The 16,868-nt window shown below is 68.6% G+C and carries 18 protein-coding genes; 10 read left to right on the top strand and 8 right to left on the bottom strand.

What is annotated here, in order from left to right; genetic code table 11:
• Complete coding sequence (locus tag QNJ67_04000) at positions 1-1,284, top strand: FAD-binding oxidoreductase (GenBank protein ID MDJ0608114.1); 1,284 nt, start codon at positions 1-3, stop codon at positions 1,282-1,284.
• Between the two features lie 152 nt (positions 1,285-1,436).
• On the opposite strand, the gene QNJ67_03995 is transcribed toward QNJ67_04000, so the two are convergent.
• Both QNJ67_03995 and QNJ67_03990 read right to left on the bottom strand, forming a co-directional pair.
• Positions 1,437-1,931, bottom strand: coding sequence for a GNAT family N-acetyltransferase (locus tag QNJ67_03995; protein ID MDJ0608113.1), 495 nt, complete (start codon positions 1,929-1,931; stop codon positions 1,437-1,439).
• Between the two features lie 242 nt (positions 1,932-2,173).
• Positions 2,174-3,256, bottom strand: a complete 1,083-nt coding sequence (locus QNJ67_03990; GenBank protein ID MDJ0608112.1) for a patatin-like phospholipase family protein — start codon at positions 3,254-3,256, stop codon at positions 2,174-2,176.
• Between the two features lie 277 nt (positions 3,257-3,533).
• Here QNJ67_03990 and QNJ67_03985 point away from each other — a divergent pair, with 277 nt between their 5' ends.
• From QNJ67_03985 to QNJ67_03955, 7 genes are read left to right on the top strand one after another with little or no spacing between them, the layout of a single operon-like run.
• Positions 3,534-4,769, top strand: coding sequence for a PP2C family protein-serine/threonine phosphatase (locus QNJ67_03985; protein ID MDJ0608111.1), 1,236 nt, complete (start codon positions 3,534-3,536; stop codon positions 4,767-4,769).
• Positions 4,766-5,209 carry an ATP-binding protein gene (locus QNJ67_03980; protein ID MDJ0608110.1) on the top strand — a complete coding sequence of 148 codons (444 nt, stop codon included), beginning with the start codon at positions 4,766-4,768 and terminating at the stop codon, positions 5,207-5,209. The genes QNJ67_03985 and QNJ67_03980 overlap by 4 nt, the downstream gene beginning before the upstream one ends.
• A gap of 3 nt (positions 5,210-5,212) precedes the next feature.
• Positions 5,213-5,566: an STAS domain-containing protein gene (locus QNJ67_03975; protein ID MDJ0608109.1), complete on the top strand. Its 354-nt coding sequence runs from the start codon at positions 5,213-5,215 to the stop codon at positions 5,564-5,566.
• Between the two features lie 15 nt (positions 5,567-5,581).
• Positions 5,582-6,370 carry an ABC transporter permease gene (locus QNJ67_03970; GenBank protein MDJ0608108.1) on the top strand — a complete coding sequence of 263 codons (789 nt, stop codon included), beginning with the start codon at positions 5,582-5,584 and terminating at the stop codon, positions 6,368-6,370.
• 4 nt (positions 6,371-6,374) lie between these two features.
• Complete coding sequence (locus tag QNJ67_03965; protein MDJ0608107.1) at positions 6,375-7,229, top strand: ATP-binding cassette domain-containing protein; 855 nt, start codon at positions 6,375-6,377, stop codon at positions 7,227-7,229.
• Positions 7,230-7,246: 17 nt separating this feature from the next.
• The gene (locus QNJ67_03960; GenBank protein MDJ0608106.1) at positions 7,247-8,248 is read left to right on the top strand and encodes an MlaD family protein; all 1,002 of its coding nucleotides are present in this window, start codon (positions 7,247-7,249) and stop codon (positions 8,246-8,248) included.
• A complete protein-coding gene (locus QNJ67_03955) occupies positions 8,248-8,886 on the top strand; it encodes an ABC-type transport auxiliary lipoprotein family protein (protein ID MDJ0608105.1) in 639 nt (212 codons plus the stop codon). Before QNJ67_03960 ends, QNJ67_03955 begins: the two co-directional genes overlap by 1 nt.
• 19 nt (positions 8,887-8,905) lie before the next feature.
• On the opposite strand, the gene QNJ67_03950 is transcribed toward QNJ67_03955, so the two are convergent.
• The 3 genes from QNJ67_03950 to QNJ67_03940 all read right to left on the bottom strand — a co-directional run bounded on the left by QNJ67_03950 (position 8,906) and on the right by QNJ67_03940 (position 10,905).
• Positions 8,906-9,151 (bottom strand): hypothetical protein, encoded by a 246-nt coding sequence (locus QNJ67_03950; protein ID MDJ0608104.1) that lies wholly within the window; start codon positions 9,149-9,151, stop codon positions 8,906-8,908.
• A 105-nt stretch (positions 9,152-9,256) separates the two neighbouring features.
• The gene (locus QNJ67_03945; protein ID MDJ0608103.1) at positions 9,257-10,462 is read right to left on the bottom strand and encodes a PAS domain-containing sensor histidine kinase; all 1,206 of its coding nucleotides are present in this window, start codon (positions 10,460-10,462) and stop codon (positions 9,257-9,259) included.
• Positions 10,463-10,608: 146 nt separating this feature from the next.
• Positions 10,609-10,905, bottom strand: a complete 297-nt coding sequence (locus QNJ67_03940; protein MDJ0608102.1) for a DUF1330 domain-containing protein — start codon at positions 10,903-10,905, stop codon at positions 10,609-10,611.
• Between the two features lie 131 nt (positions 10,906-11,036).
• Here QNJ67_03940 and QNJ67_03935 point away from each other — a divergent pair, with 131 nt between their 5' ends.
• Both QNJ67_03935 and QNJ67_03930 read left to right on the top strand, forming a co-directional pair.
• Positions 11,037-11,687 carry a protocatechuate 3,4-dioxygenase gene (locus tag QNJ67_03935; GenBank protein MDJ0608101.1) on the top strand — a complete coding sequence of 217 codons (651 nt, stop codon included), beginning with the start codon at positions 11,037-11,039 and terminating at the stop codon, positions 11,685-11,687.
• Positions 11,688-11,732: 45 nt separating this feature from the next.
• A complete protein-coding gene (locus tag QNJ67_03930) occupies positions 11,733-12,491 on the top strand; it encodes a glucose 1-dehydrogenase (GenBank protein MDJ0608100.1) in 759 nt (252 codons plus the stop codon).
• 74 nt (positions 12,492-12,565) lie between these two features.
• Here the strand turns inward: QNJ67_03930 and QNJ67_03925 are convergent, their stop codons facing one another.
• The 3 genes from QNJ67_03925 to QNJ67_03915 all read right to left on the bottom strand — a co-directional run bounded on the left by QNJ67_03925 (position 12,566) and on the right by QNJ67_03915 (position 16,709).
• Positions 12,566-13,294: a Bax inhibitor-1/YccA family protein gene (locus QNJ67_03925; protein ID MDJ0608099.1), complete on the bottom strand. Its 729-nt coding sequence runs from the start codon at positions 13,292-13,294 to the stop codon at positions 12,566-12,568.
• Positions 13,295-13,422: 128 nt separating this feature from the next.
• Entirely contained in the window at positions 13,423-15,957 is a 2,535-nt protein-coding gene (locus QNJ67_03920; GenBank protein MDJ0608098.1) for an FtsX-like permease family protein, read from the bottom strand.
• Positions 15,957-16,709 (bottom strand): ABC transporter ATP-binding protein, encoded by a 753-nt coding sequence (locus QNJ67_03915; GenBank protein MDJ0608097.1) that lies wholly within the window; start codon positions 16,707-16,709, stop codon positions 15,957-15,959. The genes QNJ67_03920 and QNJ67_03915 overlap by 1 nt, the downstream gene beginning before the upstream one ends.
• Positions 16,710-16,868: the final 159 nt, after the last annotated feature.

Genomic DNA, 16,868 nt, shown 5'->3' with positions numbered 1-16,868 from the left:
ATGATCGCGCAACCCTATCCGGACTCCTATTACCTGGCGACGGCCGAGGGTCTCGAGGACCATCCCCGGCTGACCGAATCGCTGGACTGCGACGCCTGCGTGATCGGCGGCGGCTACACCGGCCTCTCCGCGGCGCTGCATCTGGCCGAGCGGGGCTACGACACGGTCCTGCTGGAGGCCGAGCGCATCGCCTGGGGCGCCTCCGGCCGCAACGGGGGCCAGGTCGGGTCGGGCCAGCGCCAGGGTCAGGAGGAACTCGAGGCCATGCTGGGAACGGCGGCGGCGCGCCAGCTCTGGGACCTGGCGGAAGAGGCCAAGGCGACCGTCCGCGAGCGCATCGCCCGCCATGGCATCGCCTGCGACTACAGGTCCGGCATTCTCTACGCCGCCTTCAAGCGGGGCGAAGTGGCGGATCTCCATGAGAGCGCGGCGCGTCTCGCGCGGGACTACGGCTATGAAGACGACGTGCCCCTCACCAAGGCCGAGGTCGCCGAGCGCCTGGGCACGGAGATCTACCACGGCGGTGTGCTCGACCGGGGCGGCGGCCACCTCCATCCCCTGAACTACGCCCTCGGCCTCGCACGGGCGGCGCGCGAGGCCGGAGTCCGGGTCTTCGAAGGCAGCCGCGTGCTCGACTACGAGCCCGGCCGGCCGACCCATCTGCGGACGCGCGAGGGCCAGGTGCGGGCCCGGATCGTCGTGCTGGCCTGCAACGGCTATCTGGGGCGGCTCGAGCCCCGCATCGCCGGATCTATCATGCCGATCAACAACTTCATCCTCGCCACCGAGCCGCTCGGGGAGGCCGGCGCCCGCGCGCTGATCCGCGACGACGTGGCGGTCTCGGACACCAAGTTCGTGGTCGACTACTACCGCCTCTCGGCCGACCGGCGGCTGCTGTTCGGCGGCGGCGAAACCTACACGAACCGTTTTCCGCGCGATATCGGCAGCTTCGTCCGCCGGGTCATGCTGCGGGTCTTTCCCCAGCTGGCGAAGACGCGGATCGACTACGCCTGGGGCGGCACGCTCGCGATCACCCTGAACCGCCTGCCCGCCTTCGGCCGTCTCGAGCCCGAGATCTTCTACGCCCAGGGCTACTCCGGGCACGGCGTGGCGCTGAGCTCCCTGGCCGGCAAGCTGATCGCCGAAGCGGCGGCCGGAACAGCCGAGCGCTTCGACGTCTTCGCCCGCATCCCCTCTCGGCAGTTTCCCGGCGGCACCCTCCTGCGCTGGCCGGGCCTCGTCGCCGGCATGCTCTACTACAGCCTGCGCGACAAGCTTCCTTAACAGGCAGCGTAGGGGGGTGCTCAGATGGCACCGTCACCCTTCGACAAGGGGCGTAGCCCGGCGCTTCGCGCGGGTGAGGGCAGAATGTCTTCAGACAAAGACCCTTCATCCTGAGCGTGTCGAAGGATGACCGTGATCAAGAGCAACCGCGCTTAGGTTTCATTGAGGCGTTTCTCGTGGGTCACGATGACTGGGACGTAGCCCCGGGCCTCGTAGAAGCGGCGCGCCGGCTGGTTGGCGCCGATCGCGTCGATGCGCAGTCGGTCGAGCCCCAGGGCGCGGCAGCGCTGCTCTACCGCCGCCATCAGGGCGCGGGCAACGCCCTGGCCGCGAAACTCCGGCAGCACGAAGAGGTCGGTGATATAGCCGTGGCGCCGCGCGTCCTCGCGCAGCAGGACGTCGTCGTCCATCTCCTCGCAGAACCAGATGAATCCGGCGGGCCGGCCGTCCTTCTCCGCGATCAGCATGAGTGCATTGTTGTTCTCGACGGCCCGGCTGGTGGTTTCGAAGTATTCCTCCGCGCAGTCGGCGCCTTCGCGCAGGCCGTCGTAGAGCGGGAGCTCGTAGTCCGAGAGGGCCGTCAGGAAGGCCAGGACCGTCGGGCGGTCGCCCTCGGTCGCCGGCCGGATCGCAATCGACTCGGTCATGGCTGCTTCGCCTTCTGTTTCGTCTCGATGTCCTGGCCACAAAGAAACCCCGCCGCTTGCGGGGAACGCACGGCGGGGCCAAGTCTGTGAGCCGCGCCGCTGCAGGCTACGGGGCGGCTCGGAAGCGGAGAGAGGCACATCGCTTCCAAGCGCTATACTTAGAACGTCGCGCCCGTCCGGCATGTGGCAAAGGCCACAGGGGCGCGAATTCTTCGGGCAGGCCATTGGGCAGGGTTGGCTGGTTATAGGAAGGTCTCGCGGAGATCGACCGTGGATTCGACCCCGATCCTGTCGCCGTTGGCGGCCAGCCAGGTTTCCGTCGTGGTGCGGCCGAGATCCCTGAGGTGGCAGAGAAACTCCCAGTCCGCCATCAGCTTGCTGGAGAAGCCGAGCCGGCTCATCTCGGCGGCGGCTTCGATCAGGTGGACCCGCACGCGCTTGTAGGCCTTGTCGTCCAGCAGGCCCCGGTCGATCAGGTCGGTCACGAAGGCGACCGCCCGCATCTCGCGCATCAGCGAGGAATTGAAGCTGATCTCGTTGATCCGGTCGAGGATCTCGCGCGAGGACTTCGGCACCTCCTTGCGCTCGATCGGGTTGACCTGGACGATCGCGACGTCCCCGGTCCCGCACTCGTAGAACAGGGGAAAGAGCGCCGGATTGCCCATGAAGCCGCCGTCCCAATAGGCTTCGCCGTCGATTTCCACGGCCTGATAGAGCGTCGGCAGACAGGCCGAGGCCAGGAGGGCGTCGATCGTCACCTCCTGGTTCTTGAAGACGCGGATCTTGCCGCTGCGCACGTTGGTCGCCGAGACGAAGATCTTGACCTCGGTGCAGGCATGCAGCCGGTCCAGGTCCAGGATCCGCTCCAGCACCTCGCGCAAGGGGTTGTAACCAAAAGGATTTGTCTGGTAGGGCGACAGAAGGCGGGTGACCATGTCCATCGCCAGGTAGGCCGGCGTATGGTCCATGTTCCAGTTGCCGGCGGCGCGGTCGAGCGGGCTCGGCTGGAGCGGGCCCAGGCGTCCGAACTTGCTGATTTCGCTCCAGAATTCCTCGAGCTTGCGGCGCGCGCCGCGGCGTCCGTCGGTGCTCAGGCCGCAGGCGGTCACGGCGGCGTTCATGGCCCCGGCGCTGGTGCCGGTGATGCCCTCCAGGACGATCGTCTCCTCTTCGAGCAGGCGGTCCAGGACGCCCCAGGTGAAAGCGCCGTGGGCCCCGCCGCCCTGGAGGGCCAGGTTCAGCTGCCTCGTCTCGCCTTTTCGGCGCGCAGCCGGCGCCTTGGCGCTGCCCGCCCGCCGTCCGGGCTTCGCCGCTGTTTGCGTCATGGACCCCTCCGCCTCTGCTTTTCGCTCACCGGCTCCCGCCGAGCTCAGTTAAACCATTGAATTAATTATATTTTATCATCAGAGCCTCGGCTCGCTGGATCGTGCCGGCCCGGAGAATCCTCGCCACCAGCGGATTTACGCCAGTTCGAGCGCCACGGGAAGGCGGATTCGACGGCGATTTGGGCGGTTGGCGTTCCCCGGGGGCTCGGCGGCCAAGCGATGATTAAGAATTAAAGACTAGTCTGAATGCCGGAAACGGCCACCTCAGCCCGGAGCCATGGTCCTGTCGCCCCACAGCAGTCCGCCCTCCGCCCTCGGCCAGCACGAGCAGCCCGGCTGTCTCGCCTATCTGGCCGAGCTGGGCGAGCTGCTGGCCGGCGACCTGGGTCTGGGCCAGACCCTGCCGCGCTGCCTGTCACCGCTCGCCCGGACCCTGGAGGCGCGGGTCGTCGCCCTCTTCCTGCCCGATGGCGAAGACGGCTACGTGCAGGCCATGACCTTCGGCTCCCAGGACGTTCTGCCCGAGAGCCCCGGCGCGCTCACCGCCCTGGTCGAGCAGAGCATCGGGGATCGGCGGCTGCTCTGGCGTGAGGCCGCCGTCGAGGGCGGCACGCCCCTGGTCTGCGCGCCCCTGCTGAAGGGCGGCGCAGGACTGGGCGCCGTGGTCGTGGCGACCGATGCGGCGGCGGCGGCCAAGCAGGACGTCGAGACCTGCCTCCGGACGACCGCGTCGCTGCTCTCCCTGGCGCTCTCCAACCTGCGGCTGCGCGACACCATCGCGTTCCAGGAAGGCCTGGCCCGCGAGCTGGACCTGGCCGCCGAGATCCAGCGCGGTCTGCTGCCGGCGACGGAAGGCCACGCCTGGCCGATTCACGGCCTGAACCGCCCGATAAAGCAGGTGTCAGGCGACTTCTTCGATTTCTTCCTCGGCCGCAACGGCGACATCGCCTTCGCGCTGGGCGACGTCTCCGGCAAGGGCTTCAACGCCGCCCTCCTGATGGCCAAGACCGCGAGCCTGTTCCGTTGTCTGGGCAAGACCAGTGACGACCCGGCGGCCTTGCTCGCCCAGATCAACGGCGAGCTCTGCGAGACCGCGAGCCACGGCATGTTTGTGACCATGGTGGCCGGCGTCTACCACCGGTCGACCGGCCGGGTGCGCTTCGCCAACGCCGGCCACGAGCCGCCCCTGCTGCGCGCGCCGGACCGGAGCTACCGCTCCTACCCGGCCTCGGGGCCGCCGCTCGGCATCGTCGAGGACTTCAGCCTGGAGATCGAGGAGGCGGAGCTGGGCGGCGGCGAGTTCTACGTCTTCACCGACGGCCTGACCGAGTACCGCTACGAGGAGCAGGAGGATCTCGGCGTCGAGGGGTTGGTTCAGCTGATCGAGAGCTTCGCCGATCTGCCCCTTGAGGCCCGGCTCGGCGCGCTGCTCGCCGAGCTCGACCGCGAAGGCTGGGAGGCCCGCGACGACCTGACGCTCCTGGCGATCGACGACGGTTGGACGGACTCATGAACAGCCCCTGCGCAGCGGCGCCGCTGGACGGCGATCTCCTGTTCGAGCTCGACTTCATCGCGCGGATCGAGCGGCTGAAGGACGTGCGGACGATCGTCAAGTCGACCGCCCTGAAGCGCGGCTTCAGCGAGGAGACGGCGCTCGACATCGTGCTCGCGGTCGACGAGGCGGTCACCAACATCATCCGCCACGCCTACGGCGAGGGCGCCGAAGGCGGCGTCGTGCTGCGCGTGCTCCACAATCCGGAGGGCCTGGTGATCGAGCTGCACGACAGCGCGCCGGCTGTCGATCCCAGCCGGGTCAAGCCCCGGGACCTCGACGACATCAGGCCCGGACGGCTCGGCACCCACCTGATCCGCGAAATCATGGACCGGGCGGAGCTGCGGCCGGCCGCGAATGGACAGGGCAACCTGCTGAAACTCTTCAAGAAGCTGGAGTAGATCATGATCAAGTTCCAAGACAGTGCCGAGCCCGGGCTGCGCGAGGTCGAGGGCAAGCTGCTGGTCAAGCTGGAAGGCGACGTCGACCTGGAGCACTGCGCGCCGATCCGCAAGTTGCTGCTGGGCGCGGTCGCCAAGGGCAAGGATCTGCTGATCGACCTCTCTGAGGTGACCTATCTCGACAGCTCCGGCGTGGCCAGCCTGATCGAGGCGATGCAGATCGCCAACAAGAACGGCACGGCCTTGCGGCTGTTCGCGGCGAGCAGCCAGGTCAAGCGGGTCTTCGAGCTCGCCCGCCTCGACAAGGTCTTCCCGATTCACGCCGACCTCGCGTCGGCGCTCGCCATCAGGGCCTAGGCGGGAGCGGTTATCGTGCTGCGCGCCGTCGAGACCCTGGGCCGCGGAACCGTCAAGGCGCTGGACGAGCTGGGCTACGCCTTCGCCCTGCTGTCCGACGCGGCCTTCTGGGGCTGCATGGGCTGGCGCTGGCGGCAGCCGGTGCGCCTGCAGGCGGTGGTCGCGCAGATGATGCAGATCGGCATCCACGCCCTGCCCATCGCCACGCTGCTGTCGGCCACGGTCGGCCTCATGCTGGCGATCCAGAGCCTCTACTCCCTCGGTCTCTTCGGCGCCCAGTCCTACGCCCACGTTGGCATCGCGCTCGCCGTCACCCGGGAGTTCTCGCCGCTGATCATCGGAATCCTGGTGGCCGGGCGCTCCGGCTCGGCGCTGGCGGCGCGGATCGGCATCATGACGATCAACCAGGAGGTCGACGCCCTGCAGGTGATGGGCCTCAATCCGGTGCGCTTTCTGGTCGCGCCTCCGCTGCTCGCGATGATGGTCATGCTGCCGGCCCTGACCGCGTGGTCCGACCTGGTCGCGCTCTTCTCGGCCGGCCTCTACGTCTCGGCGGCGCTCGATCTCGGCATGGCGGCCTACGTGTCCAACACGATCGATGTTCTCTCGCCCAACGACGTCTGGCACGGCCTGGGCAAGAGCGTGATGTTCTCGGTGCTGATTGCGCTGATCGCCTGCGTCAACGGCTCCCAGGTCAAGGGCGGCGCCGAGGGCGTCGGGCGCGCCACGACCCGCTCCGTGGTGCAGGGCGTCTGCGCCATCGTCCTGACCGACATGCTCTTCGCCTTCGCCGTAACGCAGTGAAGCCATGACCGCGACGCCCGCCCCGCCCAACACAGCGCCGAGCGCCGAGGCCCCGGCCGCCGGGGCCGCGCCCGTCATCGAGGTCGCGAGGCTGACCGCCCACTACGGCGAGACGCAGGTCCTGTTCGACGTCGACCTCGCGGTCGACGCGGGCGAGATCATGGTCATCATGGGCGGCAGCGGTTCGGGCAAGAGCACCTTCCTGCGCCACCTGATCGGCCTGCAGGATCCGAGCGGCGGCTCGGTCCGGGTACTCGGGAAGAGCTGGGCCGAGGTCGGCTTGCGCGAGAATCCGGAGCTGCGGCGCCAGATCGGCGTGGCCTTCCAGGGCGGCGCCCTGTTCAGCTCGATGAGCGTGGCCGAGAACGTCAAGCTGCCGCTCCGCGAGTTCGGCGGCCTCGACGAGAAGACCATGGACATCGTCGCCCGCCTCAAGCTCGAGGTGGTCAATCTCTCGGGCTTCGAGGCCCTGATGCCGGCCCAGCTCTCGGGCGGCATGCTCAAGCGAGCCGCCGTGGCCCGTGCCATCGTGCTCGACCCCAAGGTGCTGTTCTTCGACGAGCCTTCGGCCGGGCTTGACCCCACTGTCTCGGCCGCGCTCGACGAACTGATCCTGCGGCTGCGCGACGCCATGGACATGACCATCGTCGTGGTCACCCACGAGATGGAGAGCGCCTTCAAGATCGCCGACCGGATCGCGGTGCTCGACCACGGACGGATGATCGCGGTCGAGTCGCCGGACGCCCTGAAGCGCAGCGACAATCCGCGGATCCAGAACCTCCTGCAGCGCCGGGCCGAGCGCCCCGACATCGATCCCACCACCTATCTGAACCGCCTCGCCGGAGAGCCGCGGGCATGACGATGGACTAGACAAAGATGCGCAAGGCAAACACCCAATACGTCCTCGTCGGCGCTTTCGTCGCCGCCATGATCGCCGGCACCTTGACCGCGGTCGCCTTGCTGACCGGACAGGTCGGCGCCCGGACGGACTATCACACCATTCTGGACAACGTCGCCGACATCGGGTTCGGCACGCAGGTGCGATACGAAGGCTATCCGATCGGGCAGGTCGACCGGATCGTGCCCTTCGCCGAGGGCAGCGGCATGCGGTTCCGGGTCGAGCTCTCGATCGATCAGCAGTGGCGACTGCCGGTCGACAGCCTCGCCCGCATCGGCAGCACCAGCGTGCTGTCGGCCAAGACGATCGATATCGAGAGCGGCCGCGCCGCCGAGGTGCTGGCGCCGGGCGCGCGCATCCCCAGCGCCCAGCCCCAGGACATGTTCGCGGTCATGGCCGAGGTCGCGGGCACCTTCGGCGACCTCAGCCGCGACGGCCTGATGCCGCTGATCGACCAGGTCACGGCGCTGATCGAGAACAAGGGCGGCGCGATCGCGGACGAAGCCGGTATCCTGATCGCCAGCCTCAACGATCTGGCCCGCCAGATGAACGACCGCATGCCGGCGCTGGCCGACCAGGTCGCCGGCGTTCTGGCGCGGCTCGACGCCAGCGCCGAGTCGCTGCAGACGGTGGCCTCGCCCGCCAACGCCGCGGCGGTCGGCCGCATGATCTCCAACCTTGACCGGACCTCGGCGGTGTTCCTGGAAACCAGCGAGCGGCTCGGTGACAGCATGGTCCGGGTTCAGGCCCTGGTCACCGACCTCGACGGGCTGATCGAGGAGAACCGGGAGACCGTGGACCAGTCGCTGAAAGACCTGCGCTACAGCCTGGGTTCGGTCGCGCGCAACATCGATTCCATGGTCCACAACCTGGACGGCGCCTCGCGCAACATGAACGAGTTCAGCCGGCTGATCCGGCAGAACCCCAGCCTCCTGCTCAACGGCACGGCGCAGGAAGCCGACGGTGGAGGGTTCTACTGATGCGCCGTCGGCTCCGCTTTCTCCTGTTCGTCCTCCCGCTGCTGGCCGCCGGCTGCGGGACCTCGGCTCCGCCGGTGCCGAAGGACAACTTTCACCGCATCGTCGTGAGCGCCGCACCGGCGGAGAATCGGGCCAAGGCGCCGCTCGACGGGGTGGTCTCGGTTTCGCCCTTCGAGGCCGACGGGCTGCTCCGGGAACGGCCGCTCATCTTCGCCGTCTCGGACGACGGGCTGACCCTGCGGCAGCACGACTACCACCACTGGGTCGACGTTCCGAGCCGCATGCTGCGGGCCCAGCTGATCGAGTACCTGCGCGCCAGCGGCTTCGCCCGGATGATCGTGACGCCGGACCTCCGGGTCGCGCCCGACTACGAGGTGCGCGGCCGCCTGAAGCGCCTGGAGCAGAACCGGGCGGGCGGGCGACCCATGGTCACAATCGAGGTCGAGCTGGCCCTGGTCCGGCTGAGCGACCGGCGGGCTCTGGTGATCGACAGCTACGCCGTGAACCGGCCGACCGGCGCCGCCAGCGTCGACGCCGGGGTGGCGGCCCTGAACCTGGCGGCGGCCGATCTCTTCGGGCGCTTTCTCAGCGACGCCCGCGGCAGCCATCTGGCCGCCGTTGGAACCCCCGACCCCTAGAGCAGATCCGGGTGCGGGTTCAGAGCTCCAGACACTCGGCGATGACGACCGGCCCCGGAACCAGCACCCGACCGTTCGACCGGTCGACGTCGAAGGTCCGCGCCCGGTCGTTGGCGCCGCGGCTGGCGCTGACCATCTGAACCGCGGCCTTCCGGCAGGCGTCGATGCTCGAGAACTCGATCTCGCGCACCTGGACGCGCTGATCGCCATAGTTGCTGCTGCCCATGCTGCCGACGACGACAATGAGAACCAAAATCGCTTTCATAGCACTCCCCCAAACTGCGCTTTCCTAGCCTGCCGGCGACTATAGCGCGGCGCTCGGGGTCAATCCAGATTTAGAATGAAGAAAACGACAGAAACCTCTGTAAAATCAGGTTTCCTTAGCTAACAACAGGCGCAGCGACACGCGCGTGCCCTTGTGCGGCGTGCTGGCTATCTCGATGTCCCCGCCCATGCCCTGGGCGAGGCTTCGCGCGATCGCGAGGCCGAGGCCGCTGCCCGGGCGGCTCTCTTCGGTTTGCGGGGCCCGATAGGCGCGCTGGAAGACCCGTTCCTGATGCTCCGGCGCGATGCCGATGCCGGTGTCCCAGATCATCACGACCATGCTGTCGGGTTCCTCGACGGTGGCCTCGATGCCGATCGAGCCGCCCCGCGGCGTGTACTTGATCGCGTTGGTCAGCAGGTTCAGCAGGATCTGGCGCACCAGGTGCCCCTCGCCCCGGGCCTTGGGCAGATAGTCGGGCAGGGCGTTGATGACGGTGATATCCTCCGTCTCGGCCTTGGTTTCGAGCATGCGCAGGGCGCTGGCCGCCACCGCCGCCACGTCGAGCTCGGGCTCGCCGTCTTCGACCGGCTCCTGGGACCTCATCAGGCTCTCGATGACCGCCAGGAGATGCTGGCCGCTCTCGTGGATGTTGCGTGCGTAGTCCACGTTGCGCTCCAGATGGCCCTCCTTCATGGCCTCGGCGAAGCCGATGATGGCGTTGAGCGGCGTGCGCAACTCGTGCGCGATCGCGGCCAGGCGCGCCTCCAGCGCCGAGTCGCCCGTCTCGGTCAGGCGGTGCTCCAGCTCGTCCTTGCGGGCCAGGGCGGCGTCGAGAATTTTGAGCAGCTGCACCGATGTCCCGGCGGGCCGTTCCAGCGCCCCCTCGCTCGCCGTGCCGGTGCCGCGGTAGCCGGCGAACCGGCCGCTGGCGCTCGCGTAGTAGGGGATGCCAGTGATTCGCCAGGTCGTCCGTCCGGCGTTCGGTCCTTGAAGCCGCAGCCCCTCGATGCGGAACGCCCGCCGCTGGTCTACGGCGTCGCGGATCGCCTGTGCGTCACGCTGCTGGGGATCGATCAGGTCGAGAATGGAATGACCGAGCAGAATCTGTCCTGGCGTTCCGAGTGCCGCGGTCAGTCCGGGCGAGACCTGGACGAGCTGGAGCTCGCGGTCGGTTTCCCAATGCCAGTCGGCTGCGGACCGCAGCATGTCGCCATAGCCTTGCCCCCGCTCGCCGGCCAGGCTCGCCTCGATCACCCTCGCTGCGCCCGCGTCTTCGAAGGGGGCCGGGGGATCGTGAGACTTGTCCCTCATACCCTAGCTGCTCTCCGCCCTCGCCTCTTTTCCCGCGTTTCGAGAATACACCCTTGGAGCGGCGACGGCACGTTTGAAGTTTGTGAACTGTTTCCTACTATTGCGCGACAATCGCCACCGGGGATTCCCGCGAAGCTGGTTCTGTTCTAGTCGGGCCCGGAACCCTCGGCCAGAACAACCACACCCTCCGAGGCATTGAGGCGCAGAGGCAGAATTTCCTGGTACTCGGCCGAGTCGTAGAAGCGCCTCGCCTGCGCGACGCTGTCGAAGGCGATGATCACCATGCGCGACGCGGCCCATTCGCCCTCCAGGCATTCGGTCGCACCGCCGCGCACCAGGTAGCGGCCGCCGTAGCGCGCGACCAACCCGGTGACCGCTTCACGGTAGCGGCCGAAATCCTCCGGGTCGGTCACGGTGAGCTGCGCAATCAGATAGGCGGACATGGCCTCGGCTCCCTCGAATCCAGGCGGCTGCTGCGCATTCTGCCACCCGCCCGGTCGGCGCACTACCGGCAAAGGAGGTCTGGCGCGCGCCGCCTGAGATCCCATATCTCTGATCATCGGAGAGAGGAACGATGACCGCTACACGCTTGAACCGCCGGCGCCTGCTGCGAGCTGCGCTCGCTCTCGGCGCTGCCGCCGGGCTCGCAGGCGGCGCGCGGGCGGCGCTGACGCCGACGCCGCGGCAGACGCCGGGGCCGTTCTATCCGGAGACGCTGCCGCTCGATTCGGACAACGACCTGGTTTCGGTCGCCGGACGCCCCGGCAAGGCCGAGGGCGAGGTGCTGCATCTCTTCGGCCGCGTCCTCGACGAGAGCGGTCGGGCGCTGACCGGCGTGCGCGTCGAGATCTGGCAGTGCGACGCCTTCGGCCGCTACCACCATCCGCGCGATGGCGGCGCCGCCGACCCGAATTTCCAGGGGTTCGGCCGCATGGCGGTGGACAGCGACGCGGGCTTCCGTTTCCGCACGATCAAGCCCGTGCCCTATCCCGGGCGGGCGCCGCACATCCACTGCGCGATCGCCGGACAGGGGATCGAGCGGCTGACCACTCAGATGTACGTCGCCGGCGACCCCCGGAACGCGCGCGACTTCATCTATCGCCGGCTGGACCGATCGGCGCAGGCCGCCGTGGCTGTCGCGCTCGCGCCGGCGCCGGAGATCGAGCCGGGCGCGCTTGCCGGACGCTTCGACATCGTGCTCGACGATCGCCTGCTGCGCGGCTGACCGCGCGCTGCTACTCTCTCGGGTCGGCAAGGCTTGGGGGATATCGTGCGCTTAGAGGAAAAGATAGCGGTGGTGACGGGCGCCGGGTCCGGCTTCGGCGCGGGGATCGCACGCCGCTTCGCCGCCGAGGGCGCCGCGGTCGTGGTCGCCGACATCAACGACAACGGCGGCCGCAGCGTGGCCGGCCAGATCGCCGAGGCCGGCGGCCGCGCGGCCTACGTCCACGCCGACGTGACGCGGTGCACGGACGTCCGGGCGATGATCCAGGCCGCGACGGAGTCCTTCGGCCGGCTCGACATCCTGGTCAACAACGCGGGCTACACCCATCTGAACCAACCGCTGCTGGAGACCGAGGAGGCCGAGTTCGACCGGGTCTACGCGGTCAACGTCAAGTCGATCTACCTGGCTGCCCTGGAGGCCGTGCCGGTCTTCCGGCGCCAGGGCGGCGGCTGCATCATCAACACCTCGTCCACGGCGGCCTTGAGGCCCCGCCCGGGACTCACCTGGTACAACGGCTCCAAGGGGGCGGTGAACGTGATCACCCAGTCCATGGCGCTGGAACTGGCGCCGGAGGGCATCCGGGTCAACGCCATCTGCCCGGTGATCGGCGACACCGGCCTGCTGCAGCGCTTCATGGGTGTGCCGGACACGCCGGAGAACCGGCGGAAGTTCATCGAGACCGTGCCACTCGGCCGCCTCTCCACGCCCGAGGACATCGCCGCCGCCGCGCTCTATCTGGCGGCCGACGAGGGCGGATTCCTGACCGGCGTCTGCCTGCCGGTCGACGGCGGCCGCACCGCCTGAACCGACGCCGCCCGAAAGAAGAAGGCCCGGAAGTTGCCTTCCGGGCCCTCGAACTCGAGCGTCTGCCGGGCGGGCTATTCGCCGCGCATCATCCCGAGCAGGTGCAGGATCCAGATGAACAACGTGACGAAGGAGCCGTAGAGCATGAAGGCCCCGAAGATCGCCTTGCGCGTCGCCACGTCGCCCGCATCCGCCTCGTAGTACATGTTCTTGATCTGCTGCGTCTCGTAGGCGGTCAGCCCGGAGAACACCAGAACCACGACGACCGAGAGGATCAGGTCGAACACCGGGCTCTGGATCAGGAACACGTTAACCAGCAGCGCAATGAGGATGCCGAAGGTGGCCATGCAGAGGAAGGCGCCGATCGGACCCAGGTTGCGCTTGGTGGTGTAGCCGTAGAGGCTCATCGCACCGAAGGCTGCAGCGGTGATGAAGAACGCCTTGGGCACCAGCATCGGATCGACCTGCCCGTAGACGTAGATCATCGGACCGATGATCGCGCCCCACATAGCCGCATAGACCCAGAAACAGGCCTGGGCTGCGCCGATCGATTTGGACATCATGACCCGCGGCGCGATGAAGCCCATGCCGAGGATGCCGATGAAGAACAGCCAGAAGACCGAATGAACGGCCTGGACCATTGCAAGGTCGCTGGCCACGAAGAGCGCTATGGCGCCGGTGAAGGCGACGCCCAGCGACATGTAGTTGTAGACCCGCAGCATGTAGTTGCGCAGGCCGACATCGATCTCAGCCGCGCTGGTCTGCGCCCGGGTCATGGTTCTGCGATCAGGATCGAATGCCATGGTGTCCCTCTAGATGCCTCAGTTCAGTGATAACCGTTCGCAAGTAATATTGTACCACGCGGCCCACGAATCAATAACCCCAAGGGGCCGAAGGGGGGCGATTTTCATGAAAGTGCGGTTACATTTCGTTAATCGTTGCGCAGAAGCGGAGCGGCCTTGTGGCCCAGCGCCCGCCAGGTCCCGATGAAGCCCAGGCAGAGCGTGATGATCAGGGCGACCACCGCCGTGCTGGCCACGGCCTGGGGGATGAAGGTGAAGGGGCCGCGCAGCACCTCGGTCATGATCAAATAGGCGGCCAGGGTGCCGATGACGCTGGCGATCGCGGCGCTGACCAGGCCCATCAGGCCGTACTCGATCAGGAAGGCCTGCACGATCCGGCCGCGGGTCGCCCCCAGCACCTTTAGGATGACGGCGTCGTAGATCCGACGGTGATGCCCCGCCGCCACGGCCCCGGCGAGGACCAGGATCCCGGCGAAGAGCGCCACGCCCGCCACCGCGCGCACCGCGATCCCGACGTTGCCGATCAGCTCGCCGACCGCGGTAAGGGCGTCGCGCACGCGGATCGCCGAGATGTTGGCGAAGTTGCCGGTCACCGCCCGCTCGACCTGGTCTTCCTGCTCGGCCGAGACCTTGACCGTGGCGATCTGCGTCTGGGGCGCCGCCTCAAGGATCCCTGGCGAGAAGACCATGACGAAGTTGATGGTCATCCGCGACCAGTCGATCACCCTCAGGTTGGCGATGGTCACCTCGATGTTCCGCCCGAGCAGATTGATGGTCATGGTGTCGCCCGGGCCGATCCCGAGCAGCCGTCCGACGTTATCGTCGAGCGAGACCAGCGGCTTGCCGCTGTAGTCGGCCGGCCACCACTCGCCGGCGGTCAGCTCGGTGTCTTCCGGCGGCTCGCGGGTCCAGGTCAGTCCCCGGTCGCCCCGGAATACCCACTCGATCTCGGGCGGAATATCCAGTTCCCGGCTGGACTTGCCGTTCACCTGCGCGATGCGTCCGCGCAGCATGGGCACGCGGCGGATCTCCCGCACGCCCGCCACCTCGCCGACGGCCTGCTCGAAGTTCTCTGCCTGGCTCGGCTGGATATCGAGGAAATAGAAGTTGGGCGCCTCTTCGGGCAGGCTGTCGCCGACCTGCTTGGCCAGGTTGCCCTCGATCAGCGCGTTGGTGACGAGCAGGGTCAGGCCGAGCCCGAGCGACATGATGACGCCCCCGGTCCGCGCGCCCGGGCGGTAGAGGTTGGCCAGCGCCAGGCGCAGGCCAGCGTGGCGCGGCCGTCCGGCGCGCCGCGCCAGGGTCATGACCCCGTAGGCCGCGAGCCGGAATGTGGCGAGCGCGCCCAGCGCGCCGGCGACGAAGTAGAGCGCGAGCCGCTTGTCGACCGCCGTTACCACGGCCAGACCGGCCAGGAGCAGACCAAGCAGGGCGATGCCCGCCCAGGCCTTGGCGCCCACCGACGTCTGGTCGGGCGCGATCAGATCGCGGAACAGGCTGGCTGCCGGCACCGCCTGGGCGTGCTGCAGCGGCCAGAGCGAGAACACCAGGGTGATCAGGACACCGAAGGCGGCGGCGAGCGCGAGCGGCGCCGGGAAGACCGCCGAGACCCCCTGCCAGCCGAAGCTGTCGCCGACCAGGGCATTGACCGCGAAGGGCGTGGCGGCGCCGAGCGCCAGGCCGATCGCGATGCCGAGGGAAGCGAGCGCCAGCACCTGGGCCAGGTAGACCCGGAAGACGAGTCGGCCGGAAGCGCCGAGGCATTTCAGGGTCGCGATGGTCGCCGTCTTGCCCTCGAGGTAGCTGCGCACGGCGTTGCCGACCCCGACCCCGCCGACCAGCAGAGATGTCAGGCCGACCAGGCTGAGGAACATGCCGAGCCGCTCGATGAAGCGCTTGGCCCCCGGCGCCGCTTCGGCGGTGCCGCGGACCTGCCAGCCGGCCTCGGGGAAGGTCTCGAGGATCTCGGCCCTCAGCGCCGCGGGCGATTCCCCGGGCGGCACGCGCAGCCGGTAATGGGTGTGGTTCAGGGCGCCGGGGCGCAGCAGCCCGGTTTGCGGCAGGCTGTCCGTGGACACCATGAAGCTGGCGCCGAACATCATCTGGGTCCCGATCCGGTCCGGCTCCCGCTCCAGGATGGCCCGGATCTGGTAGCGCCCCTCGCCCACAAAGATCTCGGTCCCGAGGGCGTCGTCGCCCAGGTCCAGCCGGGATACCAGGGTGCGGTCTATCGCCGCGCCCCAGAGACCGTCGGACTGGCCGAGCGCCTGGTCCAGCGGCAGCGGCGGGTCGAGCACCACCTCGCCGTAGAGCGGAAAGACGTCGTCGACCGCGCGCAGTTCCACCAGCACGGAGCGACGCTCCTCGCCGGGCGCGCGCACCATGGCCCGCATGTGGGTCGAGACCGAGACATCGGCCCGCTGCTTCAGCCAGGCCAGCTCCTCCGGCCCGGCGGTGCGGTGCACCATTCTCAGATCGAGGTCGCCGCCCAGCAGGCTCTGGCCCTGGGCCGCCAAGCCGCCGAGCACGGACTGCGACAGCGAGCCGACACTGGCGATCGCGGCCACGCCGAGGGTGAGGCAGCCCAGGAACACGCCGAAGCCCTTGAGCCCGCCGCGCAGCTCCCGCCGCGCCAGGGTCAGCGCCAGCCCGAACTCGCGCATCAGCTCGCCCTGGCGGTCGGCACCGCGCCCTGCGCCAGGGCGTCTTCCCGGATCTGGCCGTCGACCAGGCGGATCTGGCGCCCGCAGCGTTGCGCCAGGTTCGGGTCATGGGTGATCAGCATGAGGGTCGTGCCGTGGCCCGCGGTCAGGTCGAACAGAAGGTCGATCACCCCGCGGCCGGTCTCGCCGTCGAGGTTGCCGGTCGGCTCGTCCGCCAGGAGCAATAACGGCTGCGGCGCGAAGGCGCGCGCCAGGGCCACGCGCTGCTGCTCGCCGCCGGACAGCTGCCCCGGATAGTGGGTCAAACGGTGCGCTAGGCCGACCTGGTCGAGGCAGGCCCTGGCCCGCTCGAAAGCGTCGCCGCGGCCGGCCAATTCAAGGGGAATGGCCACATTCTCCAGCGCCGTCATGGTCGGCACCAGGTGGAACGACTGGAACACGATCCCGACGCTGGAGCGGCGGAATAGCGCGAGGCCGTCCTCGGACAGGCTCGCCAGCTCCTGCCCGGCGACGGTCACCCGTCCGGCGGTGGCTCGCTCGAGGCCGGCGACGATCATCATCATCGACGATTTACCGGAGCCCGAAGGCCCGACCACGCTGACCGTCTCACCGGCGCCGACCTCCAGGTCGATGCGGCGCAGGATCTCGACCGGGCCCGCCGCCGACGGCAGGGTCAGCTCCAGGTCCTCCAGGCGGATCATGGTTCCGTCCATAAGGGCTTGCCCGTCGGGGCTGAGGGTGGTCGCGGACATGAAAATACTACGCTCCGTGGCGGGCGTTCGATCACACGGCCATATGGCGACGCGCCACCCGGTTTCAACAGACGGCCCGGCCCGGCCGAACCGCCGCCGGGCCGCCCGCCGGCCGGGTCACGCCGCCTTGTGCATGTTTCCGAGGACGGAGTGCAGGAT

Source organism: Kiloniellales bacterium (assembly GCA_030064845.1).
Classification (GTDB): Bacteria; Pseudomonadota; Alphaproteobacteria; order Kiloniellales; family JAKSDN01; genus JASJEC01.
This window is presented reverse-complemented; position numbering and strand designations above follow the sequence as displayed.

Bases quoted from the DNA above. Each gene is read 5' to 3' on its own strand.
- QNJ67_04000 (MDJ0608114.1), top strand. From the start codon at position 1: ATGATCGCGCAACCCTATCCGGACTCCTATTACCTGGCGACGGCCGAG.
- QNJ67_03995 (MDJ0608113.1), bottom strand. From the start codon at position 1,931: ATGACCGAGTCGATTGCGATCCGGCCGGCGACCGAGGGCGACCGCCCG.
- QNJ67_03990 (MDJ0608112.1), bottom strand. From the start codon at position 3,256: ATGACGCAAACAGCGGCGAAGCCCGGACGGCGGGCGGGCAGCGCCAAG.
- QNJ67_03985 (MDJ0608111.1), top strand. From the start codon at position 3,534: ATGGTCCTGTCGCCCCACAGCAGTCCGCCCTCCGCCCTCGGCCAGCAC.
- QNJ67_03980 (MDJ0608110.1), top strand. From the start codon at position 4,766: ATGAACAGCCCCTGCGCAGCGGCGCCGCTGGACGGCGATCTCCTGTTC.
- QNJ67_03975 (MDJ0608109.1), top strand. From the start codon at position 5,213: ATGATCAAGTTCCAAGACAGTGCCGAGCCCGGGCTGCGCGAGGTCGAG.
- QNJ67_03965 (MDJ0608107.1), top strand. From the start codon at position 6,375: ATGACCGCGACGCCCGCCCCGCCCAACACAGCGCCGAGCGCCGAGGCC.
- QNJ67_03960 (MDJ0608106.1), top strand. From the start codon at position 7,247: ATGCGCAAGGCAAACACCCAATACGTCCTCGTCGGCGCTTTCGTCGCC.
- QNJ67_03955 (MDJ0608105.1), top strand. From the start codon at position 8,248: ATGCGCCGTCGGCTCCGCTTTCTCCTGTTCGTCCTCCCGCTGCTGGCC.
- QNJ67_03950 (MDJ0608104.1), bottom strand. From the start codon at position 9,151: ATGAAAGCGATTTTGGTTCTCATTGTCGTCGTCGGCAGCATGGGCAGC.
- QNJ67_03945 (MDJ0608103.1), bottom strand. From the start codon at position 10,462: ATGAGGGACAAGTCTCACGATCCCCCGGCCCCCTTCGAAGACGCGGGC.
- QNJ67_03940 (MDJ0608102.1), bottom strand. From the start codon at position 10,905: ATGTCCGCCTATCTGATTGCGCAGCTCACCGTGACCGACCCGGAGGAT.
- QNJ67_03935 (MDJ0608101.1), top strand. From the start codon at position 11,037: ATGACCGCTACACGCTTGAACCGCCGGCGCCTGCTGCGAGCTGCGCTC.
- QNJ67_03925 (MDJ0608099.1), bottom strand. From the start codon at position 13,294: ATGGCATTCGATCCTGATCGCAGAACCATGACCCGGGCGCAGACCAGC.
- QNJ67_03920 (MDJ0608098.1), bottom strand. From the start codon at position 15,957: ATGCGCGAGTTCGGGCTGGCGCTGACCCTGGCGCGGCGGGAGCTGCGC.
- QNJ67_03915 (MDJ0608097.1), bottom strand. From the start codon at position 16,709: ATGTCCGCGACCACCCTCAGCCCCGACGGGCAAGCCCTTATGGACGGA.